Origin of the sequence: Cupriavidus sp. UBA2010 (assembly GCF_002335265.1) — a bacterium.
GTDB classification, from domain to species: Bacteria; Pseudomonadota; Gammaproteobacteria; order Burkholderiales; family Burkholderiaceae; genus Cupriavidus; species Cupriavidus metallidurans.
The window spans coordinates 50,651-72,575 of record NZ_DDCI01000009.1; the positions used below are offsets into that span (position 1 = coordinate 50,651).

The 21,925-nt window shown below is 60.1% G+C and carries 24 protein-coding genes and 1 other RNA gene; 13 read left to right on the top strand and 12 right to left on the bottom strand.

What is annotated here, in order from left to right:
- Position 1: 1 nt before the first annotated feature.
- From B2246_RS03525 to B2246_RS03555, 7 genes are all read right to left on the bottom strand, one after another.
- Positions 2–850, bottom strand: a complete 849-nt coding sequence (locus B2246_RS03525) for an ATP-binding protein (RefSeq protein WP_024973178.1) — start codon at positions 848–850, stop codon at positions 2–4.
- Complete coding sequence (locus B2246_RS03530; protein WP_024973177.1) at positions 847–1,329, bottom strand: hypothetical protein; 483 nt, start codon at positions 1,327–1,329, stop codon at positions 847–849. The genes B2246_RS03525 and B2246_RS03530 overlap by 4 nt, the downstream gene beginning before the upstream one ends.
- Before the next feature lie 11 nt (positions 1,330–1,340).
- A complete protein-coding gene (locus B2246_RS03535) occupies positions 1,341–1,604 on the bottom strand; it encodes a helix-turn-helix transcriptional regulator (RefSeq protein ID WP_024973176.1) in 264 nt (87 codons plus the stop codon).
- Between the two features lie 85 nt (positions 1,605–1,689).
- Positions 1,690–2,622 (bottom strand): hypothetical protein, encoded by a 933-nt coding sequence (locus B2246_RS03540; RefSeq protein WP_024973175.1) that lies wholly within the window; start codon positions 2,620–2,622, stop codon positions 1,690–1,692.
- A 13-nt stretch (positions 2,623–2,635) separates the two neighbouring features.
- The gene (locus tag B2246_RS03545) at positions 2,636–4,072 is read right to left on the bottom strand and encodes a hypothetical protein (protein WP_024973174.1); all 1,437 of its coding nucleotides are present in this window, start codon (positions 4,070–4,072) and stop codon (positions 2,636–2,638) included.
- Positions 4,073–4,174: 102 nt separating this feature from the next.
- Positions 4,175–5,011 carry a hypothetical protein gene (locus B2246_RS03550; RefSeq protein ID WP_024973173.1) on the bottom strand — a complete coding sequence of 279 codons (837 nt, stop codon included), beginning with the start codon at positions 5,009–5,011 and terminating at the stop codon, positions 4,175–4,177.
- Entirely contained in the window at positions 5,012–5,290 is a 279-nt protein-coding gene (locus tag B2246_RS03555; RefSeq protein WP_024973172.1) for a helix-turn-helix domain-containing protein, read from the bottom strand.
- Between the two features lie 227 nt (positions 5,291–5,517).
- Between B2246_RS03555 and B2246_RS03560 the strand changes: the two genes are divergently transcribed.
- The 5 genes from B2246_RS03560 to B2246_RS03580 are packed head-to-tail and all read left to right on the top strand — an operon-like array spanning position 5,518 to position 8,393.
- Complete coding sequence (locus tag B2246_RS03560) at positions 5,518–5,709, top strand: hypothetical protein (protein ID WP_024973171.1); 192 nt, start codon at positions 5,518–5,520, stop codon at positions 5,707–5,709.
- Positions 5,709–6,158 (top strand): DUF2924 domain-containing protein, encoded by a 450-nt coding sequence (locus B2246_RS03565; protein ID WP_024973170.1) that lies wholly within the window; start codon positions 5,709–5,711, stop codon positions 6,156–6,158. The genes B2246_RS03560 and B2246_RS03565 overlap by 1 nt, the downstream gene beginning before the upstream one ends.
- Positions 6,155–7,546 (top strand): recombinase family protein, encoded by a 1,392-nt coding sequence (locus B2246_RS03570; protein WP_024973169.1) that lies wholly within the window; start codon positions 6,155–6,157, stop codon positions 7,544–7,546. The genes B2246_RS03565 and B2246_RS03570 overlap by 4 nt, the downstream gene beginning before the upstream one ends.
- Positions 7,546–7,917, top strand: coding sequence for a hypothetical protein (locus tag B2246_RS03575; RefSeq protein WP_004629235.1), 372 nt, complete (start codon positions 7,546–7,548; stop codon positions 7,915–7,917). The genes B2246_RS03570 and B2246_RS03575 overlap by 1 nt, the downstream gene beginning before the upstream one ends.
- Positions 7,914–8,393, top strand: a complete 480-nt coding sequence (locus B2246_RS03580; protein ID WP_004629233.1) for a hypothetical protein — start codon at positions 7,914–7,916, stop codon at positions 8,391–8,393. The genes B2246_RS03575 and B2246_RS03580 overlap by 4 nt, the downstream gene beginning before the upstream one ends.
- A gap of 97 nt (positions 8,394–8,490) precedes the next feature.
- Here B2246_RS03580 and B2246_RS03585 read toward each other — a convergent pair whose 3' ends face one another.
- A complete protein-coding gene (locus tag B2246_RS03585) occupies positions 8,491–9,210 on the bottom strand; it encodes an NYN domain-containing protein (RefSeq protein WP_009238671.1) in 720 nt (239 codons plus the stop codon).
- Positions 9,211–9,462: 252 nt separating this feature from the next.
- Between B2246_RS03585 and phnC the strand changes: the two genes are divergently transcribed.
- From phnC to B2246_RS03610, 5 genes are read left to right on the top strand one after another with little or no spacing between them, the layout of a single operon-like run.
- Positions 9,463–10,281 (top strand): phosphonate ABC transporter ATP-binding protein, encoded by an 819-nt coding sequence (gene phnC, locus B2246_RS03590; protein WP_020200553.1) that lies wholly within the window; start codon positions 9,463–9,465, stop codon positions 10,279–10,281.
- Positions 10,282–10,283: 2 nt separating this feature from the next.
- Positions 10,284–11,144, top strand: a complete 861-nt coding sequence (gene phnD / locus B2246_RS03595; protein WP_024973167.1) for a phosphate/phosphite/phosphonate ABC transporter substrate-binding protein — start codon at positions 10,284–10,286, stop codon at positions 11,142–11,144.
- A gap of 12 nt (positions 11,145–11,156) precedes the next feature.
- The gene (gene phnE / locus B2246_RS03600; RefSeq protein WP_009238668.1) at positions 11,157–11,954 is read left to right on the top strand and encodes a phosphonate ABC transporter, permease protein PhnE; all 798 of its coding nucleotides are present in this window, start codon (positions 11,157–11,159) and stop codon (positions 11,952–11,954) included.
- A gap of 24 nt (positions 11,955–11,978) precedes the next feature.
- A complete protein-coding gene (locus B2246_RS03605) occupies positions 11,979–12,989 on the top strand; it encodes a phosphonate dehydrogenase (protein WP_009238667.1) in 1,011 nt (336 codons plus the stop codon).
- Complete coding sequence (locus B2246_RS03610; RefSeq protein ID WP_004629222.1) at positions 12,986–13,870, top strand: LysR family transcriptional regulator; 885 nt, start codon at positions 12,986–12,988, stop codon at positions 13,868–13,870. The genes B2246_RS03605 and B2246_RS03610 overlap by 4 nt, the downstream gene beginning before the upstream one ends.
- Positions 13,871–14,179: 309 nt before the next feature.
- Here the strand turns inward: B2246_RS03610 and ssrA are convergent.
- From ssrA to ompA, 4 genes are all read right to left on the bottom strand, one after another.
- Positions 14,180–14,539: a transfer-messenger RNA gene (gene ssrA, locus B2246_RS03615) on the bottom strand.
- 73 nt (positions 14,540–14,612) lie between these two features.
- Positions 14,613–15,269, bottom strand: coding sequence for a phosphoglycolate phosphatase (gene gph / locus B2246_RS03620; protein ID WP_024570694.1), 657 nt, complete (start codon positions 15,267–15,269; stop codon positions 14,613–14,615).
- Positions 15,270–15,272: 3 nt separating this feature from the next.
- The gene (gene ubiG, locus B2246_RS03625) at positions 15,273–16,016 is read right to left on the bottom strand and encodes a bifunctional 2-polyprenyl-6-hydroxyphenol methylase/3-demethylubiquinol 3-O-methyltransferase UbiG (protein ID WP_017515205.1); all 744 of its coding nucleotides are present in this window, start codon (positions 16,014–16,016) and stop codon (positions 15,273–15,275) included.
- 100 nt (positions 16,017–16,116) lie between these two features.
- A complete protein-coding gene (gene ompA, locus B2246_RS03630) occupies positions 16,117–16,770 on the bottom strand; it encodes an outer membrane protein OmpA (RefSeq protein ID WP_008643648.1) in 654 nt (217 codons plus the stop codon).
- Between the two features lie 446 nt (positions 16,771–17,216).
- On the opposite strand from ompA, the gene gyrA reads away from it, so the two are divergent.
- The 3 genes from gyrA (at position 17,217) to serC (ending at position 21,894) form a co-directional block, all read left to right on the top strand.
- Positions 17,217–19,910, top strand: a complete 2,694-nt coding sequence (gyrA, locus tag B2246_RS03635; protein WP_008643649.1) for a DNA gyrase subunit A — start codon at positions 17,217–17,219, stop codon at positions 19,908–19,910.
- An 82-nt stretch (positions 19,911–19,992) separates the two neighbouring features.
- Entirely contained in the window at positions 19,993–20,562 is a 570-nt protein-coding gene (locus B2246_RS03640) for a DUF2059 domain-containing protein (RefSeq protein ID WP_008643650.1), read from the top strand.
- A gap of 168 nt (positions 20,563–20,730) precedes the next feature.
- Positions 20,731–21,894, top strand: a complete 1,164-nt coding sequence (gene serC, locus B2246_RS03645) for a 3-phosphoserine/phosphohydroxythreonine transaminase (protein WP_008643651.1) — start codon at positions 20,731–20,733, stop codon at positions 21,892–21,894.
- Positions 21,895–21,925 lie beyond the last annotated feature (31 nt).

Consider the following 21,925-nt stretch of genomic DNA (forward strand, 5'->3'; position numbering starts at 1 on the left):
ATTACTCCTGAGATTCGATGTGTGCGGGGTTGGCGGCGCTGGCTAGCGCGGGGACAGCGCCCGCGCACTTGGCGATCAGCGCGCCGAGATGCGGCGGCTCCAGCAGGTCGAGACGACCGCTGCGGTCTTTGGCCGGGAAGCCGTAGGGATTGACGGTGTGCGTGATGAAGGCGCGGTAGGAACTGCCGTCCTCGGCCTTGATCTCGGCCAGCGTCACGACCTCATCGACGATGCCGGGCAGCTCCAGGCTGGTCTTGCTGCCTTCGATCTGCGGGACGAACACCTTGCGATTGAAGTCATCCAGTCGCTCATCGAGGATCGCCACGAACACAACGTTCTTGCCACGGGCGTGCTGCAGGTGGGTCAACGCGCCGATCATTTCCTGGCCGAGCAGCCCGTAGGCCGCGCGCAGATCGGGCTTGCCGGAACGATCACTGACCGCCCCGGGCTGCGTCTTGCACCACGCAAAGCACTGGCGAGACAGTTGCGTGATCGAGTCAAGGAAGAAGGTCTGGTAGCGACCGAGCTGCGTCGCATCGCCAAACTTCTCGATGACGTGGTCGTAGTGCGCCTGCGAGAACGCGCTCTCCGGCGGCAGCGACTTGTCCGGGCCCGCAAGGAACACGAAGAAGTCGCGGCTCTCGGGCCAGGACGCCGGGCGGATGGTGTCGCCCGGCCAGTCGGCGACCGCCAAGTCGCCTGCCTCGATGTCAAGGAACAGTGTGGTGGCGGGGTCGAGGTCTTTGAGCCGAGACGTCTTGCCGATGCCGGACTTGCCCAGCATCAGCAGCTTCACGCCCTTGCGCTCGGCCATCCGCTCGACGGCGGACACGATGGGTAGCCGCTTCATGCCTCACCCCCATCGGTGCTCAGGGTGAAGGACGGCTTGCCGGAATCGACCGTGCGGGCGGCCGCGAATTGCTGCTGCAATGCGGGCGGCCAGTTGATGTACCGGGACTCGGACACTGAGAGCTTGACGTCGAGGTAGCCCTCGACCTTCTCGCCTGAGGCCACGATGCGCTCGGCGATTTCGCCCAACTGTTTCTGGTTCCAGCTGACCTTTTTGGGCAGCTCGAACTTGATGTGCAGCGGGCCGTCGCTGATGTGGGCGGTACCAAAGTCACGGCCGGATTCACGCAGTGCGACACGGGCCTGCTCGCCGTAGCACTGTTCCAGCGCCGCATCGAACTTGGTGCGAGCCTTCTTTAGCCAGTCGATGGCAGCATCAAGGTTCTTGTCGACCTCGCACTTCTGCTCGGGCGGCAGCGCGGCCAGTTGGCTCACAGACATCTCAGCGATGTCGACGGGGAAGATGGTCAGATCGCTCATGGCCGTCCTCCTCACTGGTACGCACGAGTGAAGCTCGAGTAGCGCGAGACGCGGCGCTCGAAGGCTTCGATTTCGTGCAGGAGGTAGGTGACCCGGCGACCGAGCTTGCAGTAGATGGGGCCGAGCTGCTCTTGACGCCAGCGGCGCAGCGTCTTGACGGAGAGCCCCCAGCGGATGGCGAGCTCGTTTTCGTCGAGGGCGATGCAGGTTGCACCGCCGGGATTCATCCGGCGCGGATTCCGACCGGATTCGATTGATGGAACTTGGGTTTGCATTTCGATGTGCCTCCTAGATGAAATGGGCACATCGAAGTCTCCGCACGGGTTTATGGCCCGTGTCTGGTTTGATTTATGGGCGCGTTTATGGGTTGCGTCGCAGGCGGTATTTGCCGCGCTTGACCAATGCGATCACGTCCTCGCGCTCAGCCTTTCCGCCGAAGGCGTCATCGAACGACTGGTAGCCGGTATTGGCGATCCTGTTGACCTCGGCCCAGGAAACTTCGGGCGCGTTCTTTCCGTCGGCACTCCACATCTGCTTGACGATCTTGGCCCGCTCCGCAGACAGCTCGCGTGATTCGGAGAAGTGCGGCAACTTCAAACGATTGCCTTGGAAGAACTGCTCTGGCTCCGGCGCACCGGTGGGGGTGATGAAGCCACGCAGCACCCTGTCGAATGCGCTCGCGTCGAAAGCGTCCTGACCGTCGTCCACGCGAACGAACTCGTCCAGACCGCGCATGACATGGTCGCGGGGCAGCTCAACTGGATCTCGCTGATGCCGCAACACGATGCCGCCACGCGGCCAGATCGGATCACTCAAAACCGAGGTCATCGCGGCAACAGGAGCACGCTCCCACGCTCGGGCAACGAACACCGGGGCGAAGTCGTGGGTGCCCGCGATTCGCACTTCCCCGAGGTGCCACAGGTGGCCCGGCACGCGATGTCGGCGGTCGGAACGCTGTCGATCTTCGATGCCGATCAAGGACGCCAAGTCGGCGAGCCACGCATCCACCTGGAGGGCGTACAACGCGATGTCGGCAAGAGGTCGCTCAACTGTTCGTGATCGCTGCTGCGGGCTGCGGTACCGGTACACCGCCGCATCCTGATCGATCTCAACCTCGACTTCCTGCTCCGAATCCCGGACGGGGACCATCACATGGCTGAGGTAGTCCTCTTCCGTGACCCATCGTCGTTGCAGGAACGTTGGTCTGCATCGTCCGAGCGCCGCCGCCATGACGCGGGACTCAACCCGGGGCAGCCGCTCCAGCACTGCCAGAAAGCTCAGATGCGCCGACATTGCGGTAGCGCCTTCAGAACTCACGGAGCACCCCAATTCGCGTGAGCTGTTCCAGAACGCGCTTTCGGTCATCTTCGGTCTTGCTCTTGTCGTTCAGACCGTTCGGCGACGTGATTTGGACGGCGACGTTGTGGGCCTTGCGGTGCGGCTGTTTGGCCATCCTGACTACCAACTTCACCTGCGCCAGCGTGTATTCCGTCAAGTCGTCGATGCCATAGTCGTCATAGGCGACCTGATAAATCTGCCGGGTGTCGCGCCGATCCTTGCCGATCAGCATCGTGCTCGACAGATGCTGGATCAACTCACGTCCGTTGGCCGCGTCGGTGGTTTGCTGCTCGAACGGCCGCGCCACCTTGATCTGCAAGATCGAAATCTTTTCGATGCCCGCCACTCGCTCCTGCTCGATGCGCTTGAGCATCGCCGGTGTCGAGAATCCGAACAGGTCGAATTCGCGCATCGGCATGTCGTTGATCTCCCCGTCGCACGCCAAGACGACATCGCGGAAGATGGTCGCCAGTTCACGGCGCACCTCACGGTCTTCGCAGAACACGCCGAGCGCACCGGTGCCGGGCTCCCACGAAAAGCTGGCCGACATCGCTGCAGGTTCTTCGTGCTCGACCACCTCGCCGTTGGCAACCTGCCGAAAGTGCGCCGTCGACCCGTTGAAGGTTGCAGTCAGGGTGTGCAGGAGCACGGGCGTGACCTCGTCAGAGTCCTTGCCGCCGCAGCGGTCGGCATGCGCGAGATCACGGCGCGTGAACTGCTCGATGATGATTTGGTCGGGAGCCACTTGCGGGAACAGCGCCGAAATGCGCCCGCGCAATACACCCTCAACGTCGGCATCAATGCTCGGCACCACGCCCTTCGGGCCGAGGTAGTGGCTGGAGTAGTTCTCGCTCTTCCATTGCCGATGCATCACTTGCACGCGCTCGGCATTGTCGAAGCGCTGATCGCGCGTGGCACCGGTCTCCGGAAAGTCCTGCAGCAGGCAGAGAAATAGGGCCCGGCTGTAGCGATCACTCGGCGCGGCCATGATCGCTGCGTCATTGATGTCCTCGTCGTCAAGGAGAGACTGGACGGCCTGCGCACCGTACTCGTCATCGAGCAGCACCACGCGCTCGGCCGCCCGCTCAATGCGCTGCTGGACGTCCGAGCCGAGCTTGGCGACGGCGTGGAACATCGCCTTGCGCGACTGCACCGCCAGGATGCCTTTGGCAGCGTCTGTCAGCGCCGCCACTTCCGGCAGCGACGTAGCGCTGGCGCGCTCGACCAGGAGCAAGGCGAGGCCGGGGCGCTTGGCTTTGCGCACCAGGGTCACGAAGTGCTCCATACACGGCAGGATTTCCGGGCCATCGTCCGATTGGCGGGATCGCGCCTGCTTCGCGGACTGCTGCGGCGCGGCGGTCGGCTGGTTGTGTTCTTGAGCGATGATTTGTTCGTCCGCTGGCATAGGCAATTTCCTTTTCTAAACGAAGTGCGCGATTGCGCGAGTGGTTAACTGAGCGGTTCAAAAAAAGCCGACACGCAGTCGGCGGCGGGACGAAGGCTTTGATCAGAAGATCTTGGCCCCCGGCTTGAGAAGGCCATAGCGCTCCATCCGCACCTGGATGAACCGCCGGTTGACGCCGAAGCGCTTGGCCACGGCCTTCTGCAAACATTCGATGTCGCCATCAGCCGTCAGGTAAAGACTGGTGCCGGGCAACTCGGGGTCGAGCGACGGGCTACGATGGATCGTCACGCCGTGTTGCGCAGCCATCTCTTCGACAGCCAGATTCAACCGCTGGCGCGGCACCAGCAGCGACCCCATGAACTCGTTGGCACGCAGCTCGGCGAAGTATTCTTCCTTGGTGGTGTGGCCCGGAATCGCCAGGGAGGGCGTCGCAGCCGCCTCGGCGACGGGCGTGACTTTCGCCAAGTGCTCGACGTCGCGTGTGGTCGTGCGGTAGGCGCGCCGCGCCGCGTCGCTGGGTTCATCGAACAGACCCGGCCCCTTGCTGGCATCGACGATCCATCCTGGCGCATCGAAAATGGCGTGGCCGAGTTCGTGGCCGAGGGTGCTCAGTACCAGTTCCTCGCTGGCGTTCACGCCAACCGGCGACACCGACACCATCGCCGTGTCCGGCACGCCGGGGTCGTACTCACAGATGCCCAGAACAGGGTTGCCGCATTCGTCATGCACAACATTCCCGGTGCCGACGAACAGGTCGAAGACCACGCCGTTGATCTTCAGGCCGGAGATGGCGCTCAGGGTTGCGAGCGGGATGGCATCGGCAGCCGCCTCCACCAGTTGCTGGCGGGCCAAAACGGCGATGCCCTCAATCTCGGAATTCTTGATGTAGCTGGGGCGTTTTCGGTCGCAATGCCGGTAGCCAAGAGTCAACACCGGCATTCACTTGTCCCCCGTCGCTTGCTTGCGATACATCCGTACCAGGCCCCCCACGTCGTCGCGCATGTCTGGCGGAAGGCGGCTGGCCTCAACAAAGGCGTCGTCGACATTCTCGCCAAGGATTTCTGCCGCCTTGCGGATCAGCTCGTCCTTGGGCGGCTTCTCGATGTCGCGCTCTATGCGCGACCAGTAGGCAGGCGAGATGTCCAGCTGCCGGGCGAAGTCATTCATCTGAATGCCCTTCGCCTCCCTCTTCAGTCTGATGTAGGCACCAAATGCCATTTTGTGACCCAATTGCGTGATTAGTTAATTGACGCCATCGTATCGAGCAGATCGGCACCTGTCAACTGTTTCGTTAACGCGCAATCCGGTTCCCTGCTAGACAGGCGCCGCTGGCCTGCCGGGGCATCGAGGCCGGGCCACCAGATGAGCCCGATTACCCGGAATTGCCATCCGCTTCGGAACATCGCGCACATCATCTGAGACGGTTGCAATTCCTCGGAGCCGTCATGAAGAACCTCGAACTCGCATCTCCCTCAGAGATGTCCGCCAGCGCCCGCGCTGGTGAAATCACCGCCATCCTTGCGGCCGCCATCGTCCGCACCGTCGTCGCAGAAGCGCCAAAACAGAGAGAAGTTGGCCTTGGCTTCCTGCCCGACCAGCGCGTTCATACAACCCCCTATCAAGAGGAGAAGTTGTGATGAACGAGAAACAAGCATCCGTCGCCGCGCGGATTGCGGAGCTGGCTTGCCTGCCGATGTCCGAGCTCTGGACGGTGTGGGATCAGTATTTCCCGCGTCGCCCGGACTACCCCAACCGCACGCACGTCGAGTCCCGTCTCGCCTACAAGCTGCAGGAGGAAGCCTTCGGTGGCCTTGCGCCCGAGACCAAGCAGCGCCTGGAAGCCATCGGCGCAAAACACTCCAAGATCAAGCTGCGGGCCAAGCCGCGCGAGTTCGATTTCGCGCCGGGCACGATCCTGCTGCGCGAATGGGGCGAGCGCGAACATCGGGTGACAGTCACCGCCGAGGGGCTGTTTGAGTACCAGGGGCGCAACTTCAGGAGCCTGACGGCGGTGGCCCGCCACATCACGGGCGCGCACTGGTCGGGGCCGCTGTTCTTTGGCCTGAGCAAGGGAGGTGCGCGATGAGCGATATTGCCAGCACCAAGGCCCGCAAGCGCTGCGCCGTCTACTGCCGGGTGTCCTCGGATGAACGACTTGACCAGGAGTTCAACTCCATCGACGCGCAGAAGGAGGCGGGCCACGCCTACGTCGCCAGTCAGCGATCCGAGGGCTGGATTCCGGTGGCCGACGACTACGATGACCCCGGCTTCTCTGGCGGCAACACGGATCGGCCGGGGCTGAAACGCCTGATGGCGGACATCGAGCGCGGCCAGATCGACATCGTGGTGGTCTACAAGATCGACCGCCTGACGCGCAGCTTGGCCGACTTCTCCAAGATGGTTGAAGTGTTCGAACGCCACGGGGTGTCCTTTGTGTCGGTCACCCAGCAGTTCAACACCACCACCTCGATGGGTCGGCTGATGCTCAACGTCCTGCTGTCCTTCGCCCAGTTTGAGCGCGAGGTCACCGGCGAGCGCATCCGCGACAAGATCGCCGCCGCCAAGCGCAAGGGGATGTGGATGGGTGGCGTCCCGCCCCTGGGCTACGACGTCGACAACCGCCTGCTGGTCATCAACGAGGCCGAGGCGGCGGTGGTGCGTCGCATTTTCGAGGAGATGCTGACCATTGGTTCTCCAACCCAGATCGCCGTCAATCTCACCGCCGACGGCATCACTACCAAGGCCTGGACGACGCAGGAGGGCCAGACCCGCAAGGGCACGCGCATCGACAAAAAGTACCTGCACAAGCTGCTGCGCAACCGCATCTACCTGGGCGAGTTGTCGCACAAGGGGAACTGGTACCCCGGCGCTCACCCGCCGATCATCGACCAGGAGCTTTGGGACAAGGTCCACACGGTGCTGGCCAGGGATGGACACGCCCGGTCGGTGGAAACCAAGATCCGGTCGCGCACCGACGCCTTGCTGCGCGGCCTGCTGTACGCCCCCTCGGGCGAACGGATGTACCCGACCTACTCACGCAAGAACGGGCGCAAGTACCACTACTACGTGTCCAAGTCGGAAAGCCGGTTCGGAGCACCGGGCAAGAGCTACGAACGCCTGCCTGCACCGGAGATTGAGGCGGCAGTGGTGGCCCAAATCCGCACCGTGCTGACCAGCCCGGAATCCATCGCATCGGTGGTGCGCCACATCCAGCAGAACCAGAAAACAAAGGGCGGACAGATCGACGAGGCCACCACGGTGATGGCGATGGGACGGCTCAACGACGTGTGGGATCAGTTGTTCCCGGTGGAGCGCCACCGCATCGCCAACCTGATGATCGAGCGCATCGACCTCGTCCACGTCGGCGAGGTGCAGGGCATCAAGGTGAAGTGGCGGGAACTGGGCTGGGACGCCCTGATCGGCGAGTTCGCCCGGAGAGGCATCGGCGCGGAACTGGTGGAGGTGGAGGCCTGATGAACGACACACTGGAAACCTTCGTGCCACTGACATTCCGCCGCCGGGGCGCGCGGCGCGTGGCCGCCGACGACCGCCATGTTCACGATGTGACGTTGCTGGAGGGGGTGGCACGCGGTTTCTACTGGCAGCACCTCGTGGACACCGGCGAGATGAAGAGTGGCTCGGAGATCGCCCGGGCCGAAGGCTTACACCCATCGGTCACCAACGAACTGATGCGCCTGAGCCTGCTCGCGCCCGACATCCTCGAACTGCTGATGGCCGGGCGGCAGCCTCGCCGGATGAACCTGATCTGGTTCCAGCGCAACCCGCTGCCGGTGGATTGGGAGGCGCAACGCCAGATCGTGAAGCGCTTTGAGGAGGACGCATGAGCAAGAAGCACCGGGGCCGGTTCAAGGGTGATCCGGTCACCTATCAACTGCCGAGTCCAGCAGGCGGCGTGCAACTGGAAACCTTCGTGCCCTGGACGCTGGTGAAGCGGGGGCTGAAGAAGCAGGTCATCACGCCCCTGGACGCTCCACAGGAATTCCTGTCCGAGGCCACCCGGGAGCGGGAAGCCCGGTCGGCCGCGCAGGACACCGCGTTGATGCGGGCGCTCGGACTGGCGCACCACTGGCAACGCCTTCTGGATGAGCAGCGGGCGGCATCAGTAGCCGAGATCGCCGAGGCCGAAGGCATGGACGTGACGCAGGTGCGCCGGGTCATGCGGCTGACGCTCCTGGCCCCGGAGGTCGTGGAACGGCTGGTGGGCTCGCCCGATGCCGTGCTGGAGAAGGTGATGCGCCGCCCCTTGCCCAACGGCTGGGCTGCCCAGAAACTAGTACTGCACGATACTGTCCAAAGTTGAACTAACACTTTCGACCCAATGCCGCCAGCGAGTTGCGTGATTTGACCTCCCGGAAGCACTCACGCGCGCATGAGGAGGCTGGGTCATCCAAATGGGACTACTTCAGCTTGATGTGCAAGTGATTGAAGCCTGCAGCATCTGTGGTCTCCTTGACTTCCAGGTAGTGGTGTTGCTTGCGCACCAGGTCGCTGAGCTTGCTGAAGCCGTAGTTCCGCGGATCAAATGATGCGTGGTTTTTGCTGATGAAGGAGCCTACGGCTGAGAGCGACGACCAGCCCGTGTCACGCTGTGTCTCTTTCACTGCGTGCGACAGCAGACCGTGAAGGGGCGGAACGTCTTTCACCTGTACGGGTAACCCAGGGTCTACGCCTGTGGCAGGTTGTTTCAACACCTCAACGAAGACGAACTTGTCGCAAGCCGCGATGAAAGCGTCTGGAGTCTTGCGTTCCCCGAACCCATAAACGACCTTGCCGGCCTCCCGTAGGCGAGTGGCAAGTCGAGTGAAATCGCTGTCGCTGCTGACGAGACAGAAGCCATCTACATTGCCTCCGTACAACAAGTCCATGGCGTCGATGATGCAGGCGCTGTCCGTGCTGTTCTTGCCCTTGGTGTAGGCGAACTGCTGCATCGGTTGGATTGCATGGCGGTGGAGGTGATCCTTCCAACCCACCAGGTTTTGCGTAGTCCAGTCACCGTAGGAGCGCTTCACAGTCGCGACCCCGTACTTCGCGACCTCCTCCAGCAGCTCCTTGATAACCGCTGCGCTGGCGTTGTCCGCGTCGATGAGTACAGCGAGCCGAAGTGCGTCTTGTGCCATTGTCTTGTTTTCTCCTTCCGACAGCCTACCCGATAGCTGTCGTAAGCAAACGACCGGTCGTGGCCGATAGCAGACGTCTATATTTGGCATAGATAGCACAACTTATTTCCCTCACAGGCACCCGCGACCATGTCACAAAAATGACATCAACGAGTCATCAGGGTGTCATATCACGACATTACCATCGCTGCAATTCAGATTCGTAATCAGGTCATCATTTTTGATTACGAATTCAAATCTGCCGGAGGTGTCATGATCGAACTACAGAATGTCTCAGTCAGTTATGGTGATGCGATTGCACTGTATCCCACCACTCTCAAACTCCATCAGGGACAGTTCACCGTATTGCTCGGATCTTCCGGCGCTGGAAAATCCACGCTACTTCGCTGTATTAATTCGCTGCATGCGTCGCAGCGCGGCACCACCATTGTCGCCGGCTTAGGAAATTTGGCGAACTCGCGTGCATTGCGCATGCATCGCCGACAGACTGGCATGGTGTTTCAACAGCATCAATTGATTGGCCGACTGACGGCTTTGCAAAACGTTTCGATGGGCCGAATGGGCTACCACACGGCATTACGCAGTCTATTCCCCCTCCCGGCGAAGGATCAATCCATATGCCTGCAAAGTCTGGACCGAGTCGGCTTATTGCACAAAGCCTTAAGCCGTGTCGACGCATTGAGCGGCGGCCAGCAGCAACGCATCGGTATTGCCCGGGCTCTGGCTCAGCAACCTAAACTGGTGTTGGCTGATGAACCGGTAGCCAGCCTCGATCCTGCTACTGCAGAGCGAGTGCTAAGTCTGCTGCACCGCATTTGTAAAGAGGACGGGATTTCGGCGGTCGTCAGCCTGCATCAGGTAGACCTCGCTCAACGTTATGCCGACCGTATTATTGGCCTGTCCCATGGCCGAGTCATTTTTGATGCCGCACCGCAGACTTTGGATCAAGCCAGTTACGACACGCTGTATGAACAAGTACCCCGTTCTTCTTTGAGCGTTCCACAAGACGCTCGAGAGGAACGGCTTATCGATACTTCATTTCCCATGCAACTTGCTACCGTAAAGGATTGATTATGAAAAAACTCGCATCCGCATTAATGTCTGTCTTGCTTGCCGCCGTCTGCAGCATTGGCCATGCATCATCCAATCCCGATCCAGAAACGCTCAAAGTTGCGCTACTGCCGGACGAAAACGCATCGACCGTAATTAAAAACAACAAGCCGCTCGAAATCTATCTGGAAAAAGAGCTGGGAAAGAAAATTGAGCTGGTGGTTACCACTGATTACTCGTCAATGATCGAAGCCATGCGTCACGGCCGTATCGACATGGCATATTTTGGCCCCTTGTCGTATGTGCTGGCTAAGCAAAAGAGCGACATCGAGCCATTCGCAGCGATGAAGCAAAAGGGTAGCACTACCTACCAGTCCGTATTGATCGCCAATACTGGCGCCGGCATCGCCAAAATCAGTGATATCGTCAACAAGAATGTCGCTTACGGTGATAAGGCATCCACCTCCAGCCATTTGATTCCGAAGTCGATATTGGCGGAAAACGGTTTGAAAGCCGGCGAAAACTATCGCGAACACTTTGTCGGTGCGCATGACGCGGTGGCCATGGCCGTGCAAAACGGTCACGCGCAGGCTGGCGGCTTGAGTAAGCCGATTTTTGAATCCCTGGTTCAGCGCGGACTGGTCGATCCCAACAAAGTAAAAGTTCTTGCCGAATCGAAGCCATATCCGCAATACCCGTGGACCATGCGCAGCAATCTGAAGCCGGAACTGAAGGAAAAGATCCGTGCAGCCTTCTTGAATCTCAAAGATCCGGAAGTCCTGAAACCTTTCAAAGCCGATGGTTTCGGCCCGATCAGCGACAAAGACTATGACGTGGTGCGCAGCCTTGGCACACTGCTCAAGCTCGATCTGTCGAAGTTCTAAGTGAGCGACAGCATGCAAGCTGATTTTGGTTTGATTCTGGCCGAGCGCCAGCGCGTATGGAACCGCACGATACTGCAGTTTGCCGTTGTGCTGGCGATTGTGATCGGTTGCTGGTATTACGTCGGCCTATTTGATGCCGAGCGATTGAAGGATGGCATGCCAAGCCTGGTAAAAATTGCCGGCGAGATGTTCCCACCGAACTTCTCGCAGGCTGGCACCTGGGTCAAACCGGTACTGGATACCTTGGCCATGAGTATCGCCGGCACGGCAATCGCGGTATTGCTATCCATTCCCTTAGGAGTGCTCGCCGCGCGGAATACTAGCCCTCATCCACTCGTGTATCAAGCCACACGCGGCCTGTTAAACGCTTTGCGATCGATACCCGAACTGATCATGGGCATCCTGTTCGTGGCAGCCGTTGGCTTCGGCGCATTGCCGGGTGTTTTAGCCCTAGGCTTACATTCGGTTGGCATGATCGCCAAATTTTTTTCGGAATCGATCGAACATGCCGATCCGGCACCGGTAGAAGCCGCGCATGCAGCGGGCTGCACGCCATTGCAGGTGATTTTTCATGGGATCTTTCCCCAAGTGCTTCCGCAAATGGCCGATACCGCGATCTATCGATGGGAATACAACTTCCGTGCTTCGACCGTGATGGGCATGGTCGGCGCCGGTGGAATCGGGTTCGAGCTGATGGGCTCTCTGCGCATCATGCAATACCAGGATGTCTCGGCTATTTTGCTGGTTATTTTAGGCATGGTTACCCTCGTCGACGCCTTCAGCTCCTTCCTGCGTCGCAAGTTCAAATAACTCCCAAAGCTTACAAAGGTTTTTATGAAGCCCAAAGTCGTCCTCACCCACTGGGTGCACCCGGAAATCATCGAATTGTTGTCCGCTAGCGCCGATGTTATCCCCAACACCACACGGGAAACCTTGCCGCGTTCTGAGGTAATTGCGCGAGCCAAAGATGCGGATGCACTCATGGCTTTCATGCCGGACAGCATCGACAGCGCGTTTCTCGAGGAATGTCCAAAGCTGCGTGTCATCGGCGCCGCGCTTAAAGGCTATGATAACTTCGATGTCAACGCCTGCACACGCCACGGTGTATGGCTTACGATTGTGCCGGATTTGCTTACGATCCCGACCGCTGAACTGACTATCGGCCTTCTTCTCGGTTTGACAAGGCATATGCTGGAAGGCGATAGGCAAATCCGTAGCGGACACTTCCAAGGCTGGCGGCCGACACTATATGGCTCTGGTTTGACAGGAAAAACGCTTGGCATCATTGGTATGGGGGCGGTCGGCCGTGCAATCGCCCAGCGCTTGGCTGGCTTTGAAATGAATCTCTTGTATTGCGATCCGATTCCGCTCAATGCCGAACAAGAAAAGGCTTGGCACGTACAGCGCGTCACGCTCGATGAACTGCTCGAAAAATGTGATTATGTCGTGCCGATGGTTCCGATGGCCGCAGAGACACTGCATCTGATCGATGCCACCGCGTTGGCCAAGATGAAAACCGGTAGCTACCTGATCAATGCATGTCGCGGCTCGGTCGTGGATGAGAATGCGGTGATAGCAGCACTGGCGTCTGGAAAACTAGCTGGATATGCAGCCGATGTCTTCGAGATGGAAGAATGGATACGCGCTGATCGCCCGCAGGCTATCCCCAAGGCGCTGCTCGACAATACGGCACAAACGTTTTTTACGCCGCATTTGGGATCGGCGGTCAAGGAAGTTCGGCTTGAAATCGAGCGGCAGGCAGCGATGAACATCATCCAGGCACTCGCTGGTGAAAAACCGATGGGCGCGATTAATCAGCCGTATCCGGGAGTAAAGGCGGCGTGATAGATCTGGAGCGTGTGGCGACGTTCATTGCCGTCGTCAAATGCGGGGGCTTTCGCGAAGCGGCGAAGCAAACTGGATTGTCCCAGCCAACAGTAACGCAGCATATCAAGCGGCTGGAGCAGTCTTTGCAGGCCCGGCTGATTGACCGCGCAACAATGCCGCAAAGCCTGACATTGGAGGGAAAGATTTTTTTCCCCTATGCGGAACAATTGCTCCGTACTAGCCATAAGGCTACGGCAGCCCTCCACAATAAAAGCCTGGTCGTTGGTGCAAGCTCCAATATCGGCATTTATCTTTTACAACCCTATATCAAGGCGCTCCAAGATAAATTAGCAAACAAGATCGATGTGAGGATCGGCAAAAATATCGAGATTGCCGCTTTGCTGGAAACGCTTGAAGTGGATGTAGCGGTAATGGAGTGGTGGGACTCACGTCCTGGGTTCGTCTCAACAGTATGGCGGCGCGAGAGGATGGTTGTCATTGTTCGCCCCGGCCATCCTTGGGCTGCCGAGTCGACCATTCCACTTAAGTGGTTAAAATCCCAGAACTTGCTTGGAGGCGAAGCGGCTACCGGAACTGGGCGCCTACTACAACAATATGCCGGTGCCGACTCGGCAGAGTTCACAGTGGGTATGCAGTTAGGTAGCACCGAGGCGGTCAAACACGCGGTCCACGCAGGGCTAGGAATCTCGCTTGTGATGGAAAGCGCGGTCAAGCATGAACAGGCAAGCGGATGGTTACATGCAATTCCGATTGAAGAAGATGTTTACAAAGATCTTTATCTCGTACATCGCTCAGAAACTTCGTTAAGCGGTCCGGTGGCAAGCCTTGCAGATTTGATTCTCCATTCTCCGGATTTAGGCTCAATAGAATATAAATAGCAAAACGAATGCCTGCTTCTGGCCGGGAGTAGCCTACCGCGTAGCGGTGCATATCGTCACCCTCAGTCGCCACCCCTACAGGAGTTGCCGACTACAACCGACCGCATCTAAACCCGCGCCAGCAAAGGAAATGACCTCGAGAACGCTCGCGTGGCCACCAGAGAAAACGGAGAACAGAGATGCGTCGGCGGGGGCGGAAAGGCCGCCTTTGCAGAGGTGGCGCTCGTGAGACCAGGCCTGGAAACCACGCCAACACTGGGGGGAACAGACGAAAAAAAACCAACCGAGAACGGTTGGTTTTTCAAATAGTGGTGGAGCCGGCGGGAATCGAACCCGCGTCCGCAAGCCCTCCACAGAGAGTTCTACATACTTAGTTCTGTCATTTGATTTAACCGGCGCATCGCGGACGAACACGCTCTACGACGGCGAGTCACTAGGTTTTCGTCCTCGGGCCCGTGACACTCCCAAAGCTTATCTGACGTAAATGACCTCGCTGGTTCTTGCGAACCCTAGCCCGTCAGCGAGCCAGTGCGAGGACGGCGGCCCTTAGGCTGCCAGTGCGTAACGTTCGTCGTTAGCAGTTATTGCATTCCCATTGATTAACGAGGTGACGGGTCCTCGGTATGCCCTCCACTGCTTTGTAACCCACGTCGAAACCAGGTCGGCCCCTATGTGCGTCAAAACGCGAAAGAACATGGATTGTACCTGCTTTCGACGCACTCCGCGTGGTTCTGTTCCTTGGTCAGGAGAATAGCGGTAGCAGTTCCGCTGGATGGCGGATCAGGTAGTCGGCGCCCCAGGTTTCCGGAGGTTCAGCTTCGCCGCAGTAGCCGTATGCCGCTGCGACCGTGGTCATGCCGGCGGCCTGGCCAGCCTGAATGTCGCGCAGATCGTCGCCGACGTATATGCACCGGCCGGGCGCCACGCCGCTCAATTCCGCAGCTCGCAGCAGCGGTGCGGGGTGGGGCTTGGCGTAAGGGGTGGTGTCACCACTGACCACGGCCGAGGCGCGTGGCGTCAGGCCGATCGCATTGACCAGCGGCACGGTGAAGCGGGCAATCTTGTTGGTCACGATGCCCCAGCGAATGCCCGTGGACTCCAGTTGCGCCAGCACCTGGTCCATCCCCTCGAACAGGCGCGTATGGACGGCGATATCGGCCTCGTAGTAGTCAAGGAACGCGTCGCGCAAGGCCGGGAACTCGGGATCCTCCGGGCGCTTGCCGAACGCCACACCGAGCAGGCCACGCGCGCCGTGCGAAGCTACCGGACGGAGCCGTTCGTACGCGACTGGCAACATGCCATGTTCGATGACCAGCCGGTTCGCGGCAGCGGCGAGGTCAGGAGCGGTATCGGCAAGTGTGCCGTCAAGATCGAAGAAAACTGCGTCGAACGTCATCATGGTTCAAGGCTTGCGGAAAGCCATCATGTAATTGACGTCGGTGTCGCGGCCAAGCGAGTAGATCTGCGTCAACGGGTTGTAGGTCATGCCGCGCATCTCGATCATGTCCAGTCCGGCATTTCGCGCGAAGCGGGCGAGTTCGGATGGCGTGATGAATTTCTCGTAGTCGTGCGTGCCGCGCGGCAGCATGTTCAATACGTACTCGGCGCCGACGACGGCAAGCAGGTACGCCTTGAGGTTGCGGTTGATGGTCGAGAAGAAGACGTAGCCGCCCGGCTTTGCGAGCGTCATGCACGCGCGCACGATCGACTGGGGGTCGGGCACATGCTCCAGCATTTCCATGCACGTCACCACGTCGACGCTGGCCGGCGCGCGGGCCGCCAGGTCCTCGACGGCGATCTCCTCGTAGGTCACCGCCACGCCCGATTCCAGGCTGTGCAGGTCGGCGACCTTGAGCGCCTTCGTAGACAGGTCGATGCCACGCACGGTAGCGCCCGCGCGGGCCATGCTTTCGGAAAGGATGCCGCCTCCGCAGCCGACGTCGATGACCTGCTTGCCCGACAGGTGGGCAATGTCGTCGATCCAGCCCAGGCGCAGCGGGTTGAGGTCATGCAGCGGCTTGAACTCGCTGTTGGGGTCCCACCAGCGGTGGGCCAGCTCGCTGAACTTGTCGATCTCCTTCGGATCGGCGTTGCGGCTGCTTGGCGTATCGGGAGTGGAGTGCAGGGTGGTCGATTGCGACATCATGGGTGCCGGCGAGCGGCAAATCAGGTGAGAAGTCTGCGGCAACTTTACCAAAAAAAAAGCCCAGCTTGCGCTGGGCTTTTCTTCATCGGAGAGGATCCGATTAACGTGCGCTGCGGGTGCCGACCACTTCGACTTCCACGCGACGGTTCGGCTGCTGGCAGGCGATCTGAGCAGTGCGGTTGCCCTTGCACGACTTCGGATCAACCTTCAGCTGACGCTTGCCCTTGCCTTCGGTGTACACGCGGTTGGCTTCAACGCCCTTGCTCACCAGGTAGGCCTTGACCGACTCAGCACGACGGATCGACAGGCGATCGTTGTACTTGTCCGAACCGAACGAATCGGTGTGACCAACAGCGATGATCACTTCCAGGGTGATGCCTTGCAGCTTCGAAACCAGGTCGTCCAGCTTGGCCTTGCCTTCGGGCTTCAGAACAGCCTTGTCGAAGTCGAACAGGGTGTCAGCAGCGAAAGTGACCTTCTCGCTCGACACAACCGGCGGTGCCACCGGGGTCGGGGCCGGAGCCGCAGCAGCCGGAGCCAGCGCGCCATCGCACTGTGCATTGGCCGTTGCCGGGGTCCAGGAGCTGTCGCGCCAGCAGAGCTCGTTCGTGCCATTCTTCCACACGTACTCGCTCGTACCGTTGCCCCAGTTGTCGTTCACTGCCTTCTTTTCATAGGGGACGGACTGGGCTTGAGCGGATGCAGCCATTACTGCGGTAGCTGCAACGAGCGCGAGCTTGGCAAATTTTTTCATATTTCTCCTCTCAGGATGAGATCACCGCAGGGTTACTGCGAGCAAATGGACGAAAACAAGTCATACATTCTTCGGAGTATAACATTCTCGACGTGGAGCATGATCCACTTCGAACAACGTCTGGCTCTTCGCTGGGGAATTGTGCCACAAGGCTCGTTTCCTAAGAAGTAAATATATTCGATTCAACCAAGCGGTTTTGGGCCTGTGGTGTTTGTGCAACATCCGCCTTGCGGCGCCCGCAAAGCCTTGTCCCATATGGGGTTGCCGGGTGAGGGGGTGGTCGCTGAAAGCGCCGTCGAGGGGCGGGAGCGAGGGGTTCCCGCAGGGTCGGGAAGGGGGGTGCGTGCATGATAGAATGCCATGTTCGCCCGATGCCGTATGCCGGTCTCCGTCATGCGGGAATCGGAGTCCCATTTGCCTAAACCCGCCGCATAAACCACGTCGCAATGGATCAATTCGCCAAAGAAACCCTTCCGGTCTCACTGGAAGAGGAAATGCGCCGCTCATACCTGGATTACGCAATGAGCGTAATCGTGGGGCGCGCGCTTCCCGACGTTCGGGACGGCCTGAAACCGGTACACCGGCGCGTGCTGTTTGCGATGCATGAGCTCAACAACGACTGGAACCGGCCGTACAAGAAGTCGGCCCGTATCGTCGGCGATGTGATTGGTAAATATCACCCGCACGGCGATACCGCGGTGTACGACACGATCGTGCGTATGGCGCAGAATTTCTCCCTGCGCTACATGCTGGTCGACGGTCAGGGCAACTTCGGTTCGGTGGATGGAGATAACGCGGCGGCAATGCGTTATACCGAAATCCGCCTGTCGAAGATTGCCCATGAAATGCTTCAGGATATTGACAAGGAAACTGTCGATTTCGAACCGAACTATGACGGTTCGGAGAAAGAGCCTGGCATTTTGCCGGCACGTATTCCGAATCTTCTGATCAATGGTTCGTCGGGTATTGCGGTCGGCATGGCCACCAATATTCCGCCGCATAACCTCAATGAGGTTGTCGATGCCTGTCTGCATCTGCTGCGTAATCCCGATGCCACCGTCGATGAACTGATCGAATTGGTGCCGGCGCCCGATTTTCCGACCGCCGGCATTATCTATGGCATCCAGGGTGTGCGCGAAGGCTACCGCACCGGCCGCGGCCGTGTGGTCATGCGCGCCCGCACGCACTTCGAGGACATCGACCGGGGCCAGCGCCAGGCGATCATCGTCGACGAGCTGCCGTACCAGGTGAACAAGCGGACACTGCTCGAGCGCATTGCCGAGCTGGTGACCGAGAAGAAGGTCGAAGGCATTTCGGACATCCGCGACGAATCTGACAAGTCAGGTATGCGTGTGGTGATCGAACTCAAGCGCAATGAGGTGCCCGAGGTCGTTCTGAACAACCTATATAAGAACACCCAGCTCCAGGACACCTTCGGCATGAACATGGTGGCCCTGGTCGATGGCCAGCCGCGCCTGCTGAACTTGCGCCAGATGCTGGATGCGTTCCTGTCGCACCGGCGCGAGGTGGTCACCCGCCGCACCGTGTTCGAACTGCGCAAGGCGCGCGAGCGTGGTCATGTGCTGGAAGGCCTGGCCGTGGCGCTGGCCAACATCGACGAGTTCATCGCGATCATCAAGGCTGCGCCGACGCCGCCGATCGCGAAGCAGGAGCTGATGTCGAAGCCCTGGGATTCGGGTCTGGTGCGCGAAATGCTGGCACGTGCCGAAAGCGACACTGCGGGCGGCCGCGCGTCGTACCGCCCGGACGGTCTGCCGGCGGTGTTCGGCATGCAGCCGGATGGCCTGTATCGCCTGTCCGACGGTCAGGCTCAGGAAATCCTGCAAATGCGCCTGCAACGCCTCACGGGGCTCGAGCAGGACAAGATTGTCCAGGAGTACCGTGAGGTCATGGGCCTGATCGCCGATCTGCTCGACATCCTGGCCCGCCCGGAGCGCATCGCGACGATCATCACTGACGAGCTTGGAGCGATCCGGGCGGAATTCGGTGATGAGCGCCGTTCGCAGATCGAGCTGAACGCGACCGAACTCGATACCGAGGACCTGATCACGCCGCAGGACATGGTCGTGACGCTGTCGCATTCCGGCTATATGAAGAGCCAGCCGATTTCCGAGTACCGCGCGCAGAAGCGTGGTGGACGCGGCAAGCTGGCGACGGCGACGAAGGAAGACGACTGGATCGACACGCTGTTCGTCGCAAACACGCACGACTACATCCTGTGCTTCTCGAACCGGGGCCGGCTGTACTGGCTGAAGGTCTATGAGGTGCCGCAGGGCTCGCGCAATTCGCGTGGACGGCCGATCGTGAACATGTTCCCGCTGGCCGACGGCGAGAAGATCAACGTCATCCTGCCGGTGCGCCAGTTCGATGCCGAGCACTTTATCTTCATGGCCACGGCGCGTGGCACGGTGAAGAAGACTGTGCTCACCGATTTCTCGAATCCGCGCAAGGCGGGCATCATCGCCGTCGATCTCGACGAGGGCGACTTCCTGATCGGTGCTGCCGTGACCGACGGTCAGCACGACGTGATGCTGTTCTCCGACGCCGGCAAGGCCGTGCGATTCGATGAGAACGACGTGCGTCCGATGGGCCGGCAGGCGCGTGGTGTCCGCGGCATGAACCTCGATGAAGGTCAGGCCGTGATCGCCATGCTGGTTGCGCCGGCCGAATCCGCGGAAACGGAATCGTCGGTGGCAGAGGGAGACATGTCTCCGGTGGGCAGTGTCCTGACTGCAACCGAGAATGGTTACGGCAAGCGCACTCCGATCTCCGAATACACTCGACACGGACGTGGCACCAAGGGCATGATTGCGATCCAGACGAGCGAGCGCAATGGCCGCGTGGTGGCTGCGGCGCTGGTTTCGCCCGAAGATGAAATCATGCTGATCACGACCGGCGGCGTGCTGATTCGCACCCGCGTGGCCGAAATCCGCGAGATGGGTCGTGCTACGCAGGGTGTGACGTTGATCAACGTCGACGAGGGCACCAAGCTGTCGGGTCTGCAGCGCATCGTGGAAAGCGACGCGGACAACGGCTCGGGGGCAGAGGAGGGCGAAGCGGCTGATGATGCCGCGGGCGCCACCGATGCCGGAGCCACTGACGCGGATGCGAATTCGTAATTTGTTGCAACATTGGAACCACGGTCGGAACTCGCCAGACGGCCGTGCGGACTAATCCGGACTTATTTTCCAGGGAGTCATAATGCTCAAAACCTATCGACGTATCGCTATTCTGGCTGCAGTTGCTCCGATGATGATGCTGGCGCAAGCCGCGCATGCACAGGCGGACGACAAGGATAAGACCGCGGCCATCAAGGAACTGCTGACCGTCATGCAGGCCGATCAGGCTGTCAAGGGTCAGGCCGACAACTGGCAGCAGGGCGCGAAGCAGGAAGCGCCGCTGGTGCTGGAGCAGGTGCTGGTTGAGAACAAGACGCTGAACGACAAACAGAAGCAAGCTGCTGTCGAGAAGCTCAAGAAGAACGGCGCTGTACAGCGCATGGTCGATGGCGCCGGCACGGCCTTCTCGACCGATGCGTTCAAGCAGGACGCCCTCAAGGCTCACTACGACGCCTTCGGCAAGTACTACTCCACGCAGGAAATCAAGGACCTGACCACGTTCCTGAAGTCGCCGACCGGCCAGAAGTTCATGGCCAACCAGGGCAAGGCCACTCAGGAAATCTGGGGTTCGATGATGCAGAAGTACGGCCCGCAGGTTGGCAAGTCGATGCGTGACGCCGCCGAGAAGGAAATCGCCGCCGCTGCGAAGTGATCGGCAAGTGATCCGCAGGTGATCGGTGGCTGGCCTGTGGGGCATTCTCCCGGGCTGGTCTGCCGCTCACGCCGCCCCTGGCCGGCACCCATGGTGTCCAAGGGGCGTGGGTTTGAGGGATAATGGCTGCTTGGTTCAAACCGGCAGCCATTTTTCCATCTTCCCTCCATGAACGATCCCCAGAATCCCGCCCTCGTCGGCCTGCAACGTTCCCTGGCCGAGCGCGTGTTCAATTTCTCGCCTGGTCCGGCCGCCCTGCCGACTGAAGTCCTGCATCAGGCCGCCGAGGAAATGCTGTCGTGGCGCGGCACGGGTGTATCTGTGATGGAGATGAGCCACCGCAGCCGTGAGTTCGAAGGAATTCACAACGAGGCGCTGGCTGACCTGCGCGAACTGCTGCAGGTGCCCAAGAATTTCCGCATCCTGTTCCTGCAAGGCGGTGCGATCGGCGAGAACGGCATCGTGCCGCTGAATCTTGCCAGTCGCATCAACGCAGCAAAGCCGAAGACCGATTTCGTCGTGACCGGCACGTGGTCCGTCAAGACCGAGCAGGAAGCGCGTCGCTACAGCGAAGTCAACATCGTGGCTTCGAGCCAGGACCAGAAGTGGCACAAGATCCCGGATGTGGCATCGTGGAAGCTGTCGGACGATGCCGCGTACGTGCACCTGTGCACCAATGAGACGATCGTTGGCACGGAGTTCCAGGAGATCCCCGACATTGGCCAGACCGGCACGCACGACAAGGGCCGCATCGTCGTGGCCGATGCGTCGAGCCACATCCTTTCGCGCCCGATCGACTGGTCGCGCGTGCAGGTGGTCTATGGCGGCGCCCAGAAGAACATCGGCCCGGCCGGTGTGACGATCGTCATCGTGCGCGAAGACCTGATCGGTTTCGCGCATCCGCTGTGCCCGTCGGCGTTCAACTGGCGCCTCGTGGCCGAATATGATTCGATGTACAACACGCCGCCCACCTATGCGATCTACATCGCCGGGCTCGTGTTCAAGTGGCTCAAGGCTCAGGGAGGTGTGCCCGCGATCGAGCAGCGCAATATCGCCAAGGCGCGCGCGCTGTACGACTTCCTGGACCAGAGCGACTTCTACCGCAACGAAATCGACCCCAGCTGCCGCTCGCGCATGAACGTACCGTTCTTCCTGCGCGACGAATCGCGCAACGAAGCGTTCCTGACCCAGGCGCGCGCGAACGGCCTGGTACAGCTCAAGGGCCACAAGTCCGTGGGCGGAATGCGTGCAAGCATCTACAACGCGATGCCGCTCGAGGGTGTTACCGCGCTGATCGAGTTCATGCGCGAATTCGAGCGTACCGCCGCCTGACGGCGGTCAAAGCGTCGCGCCGCGCACAGCC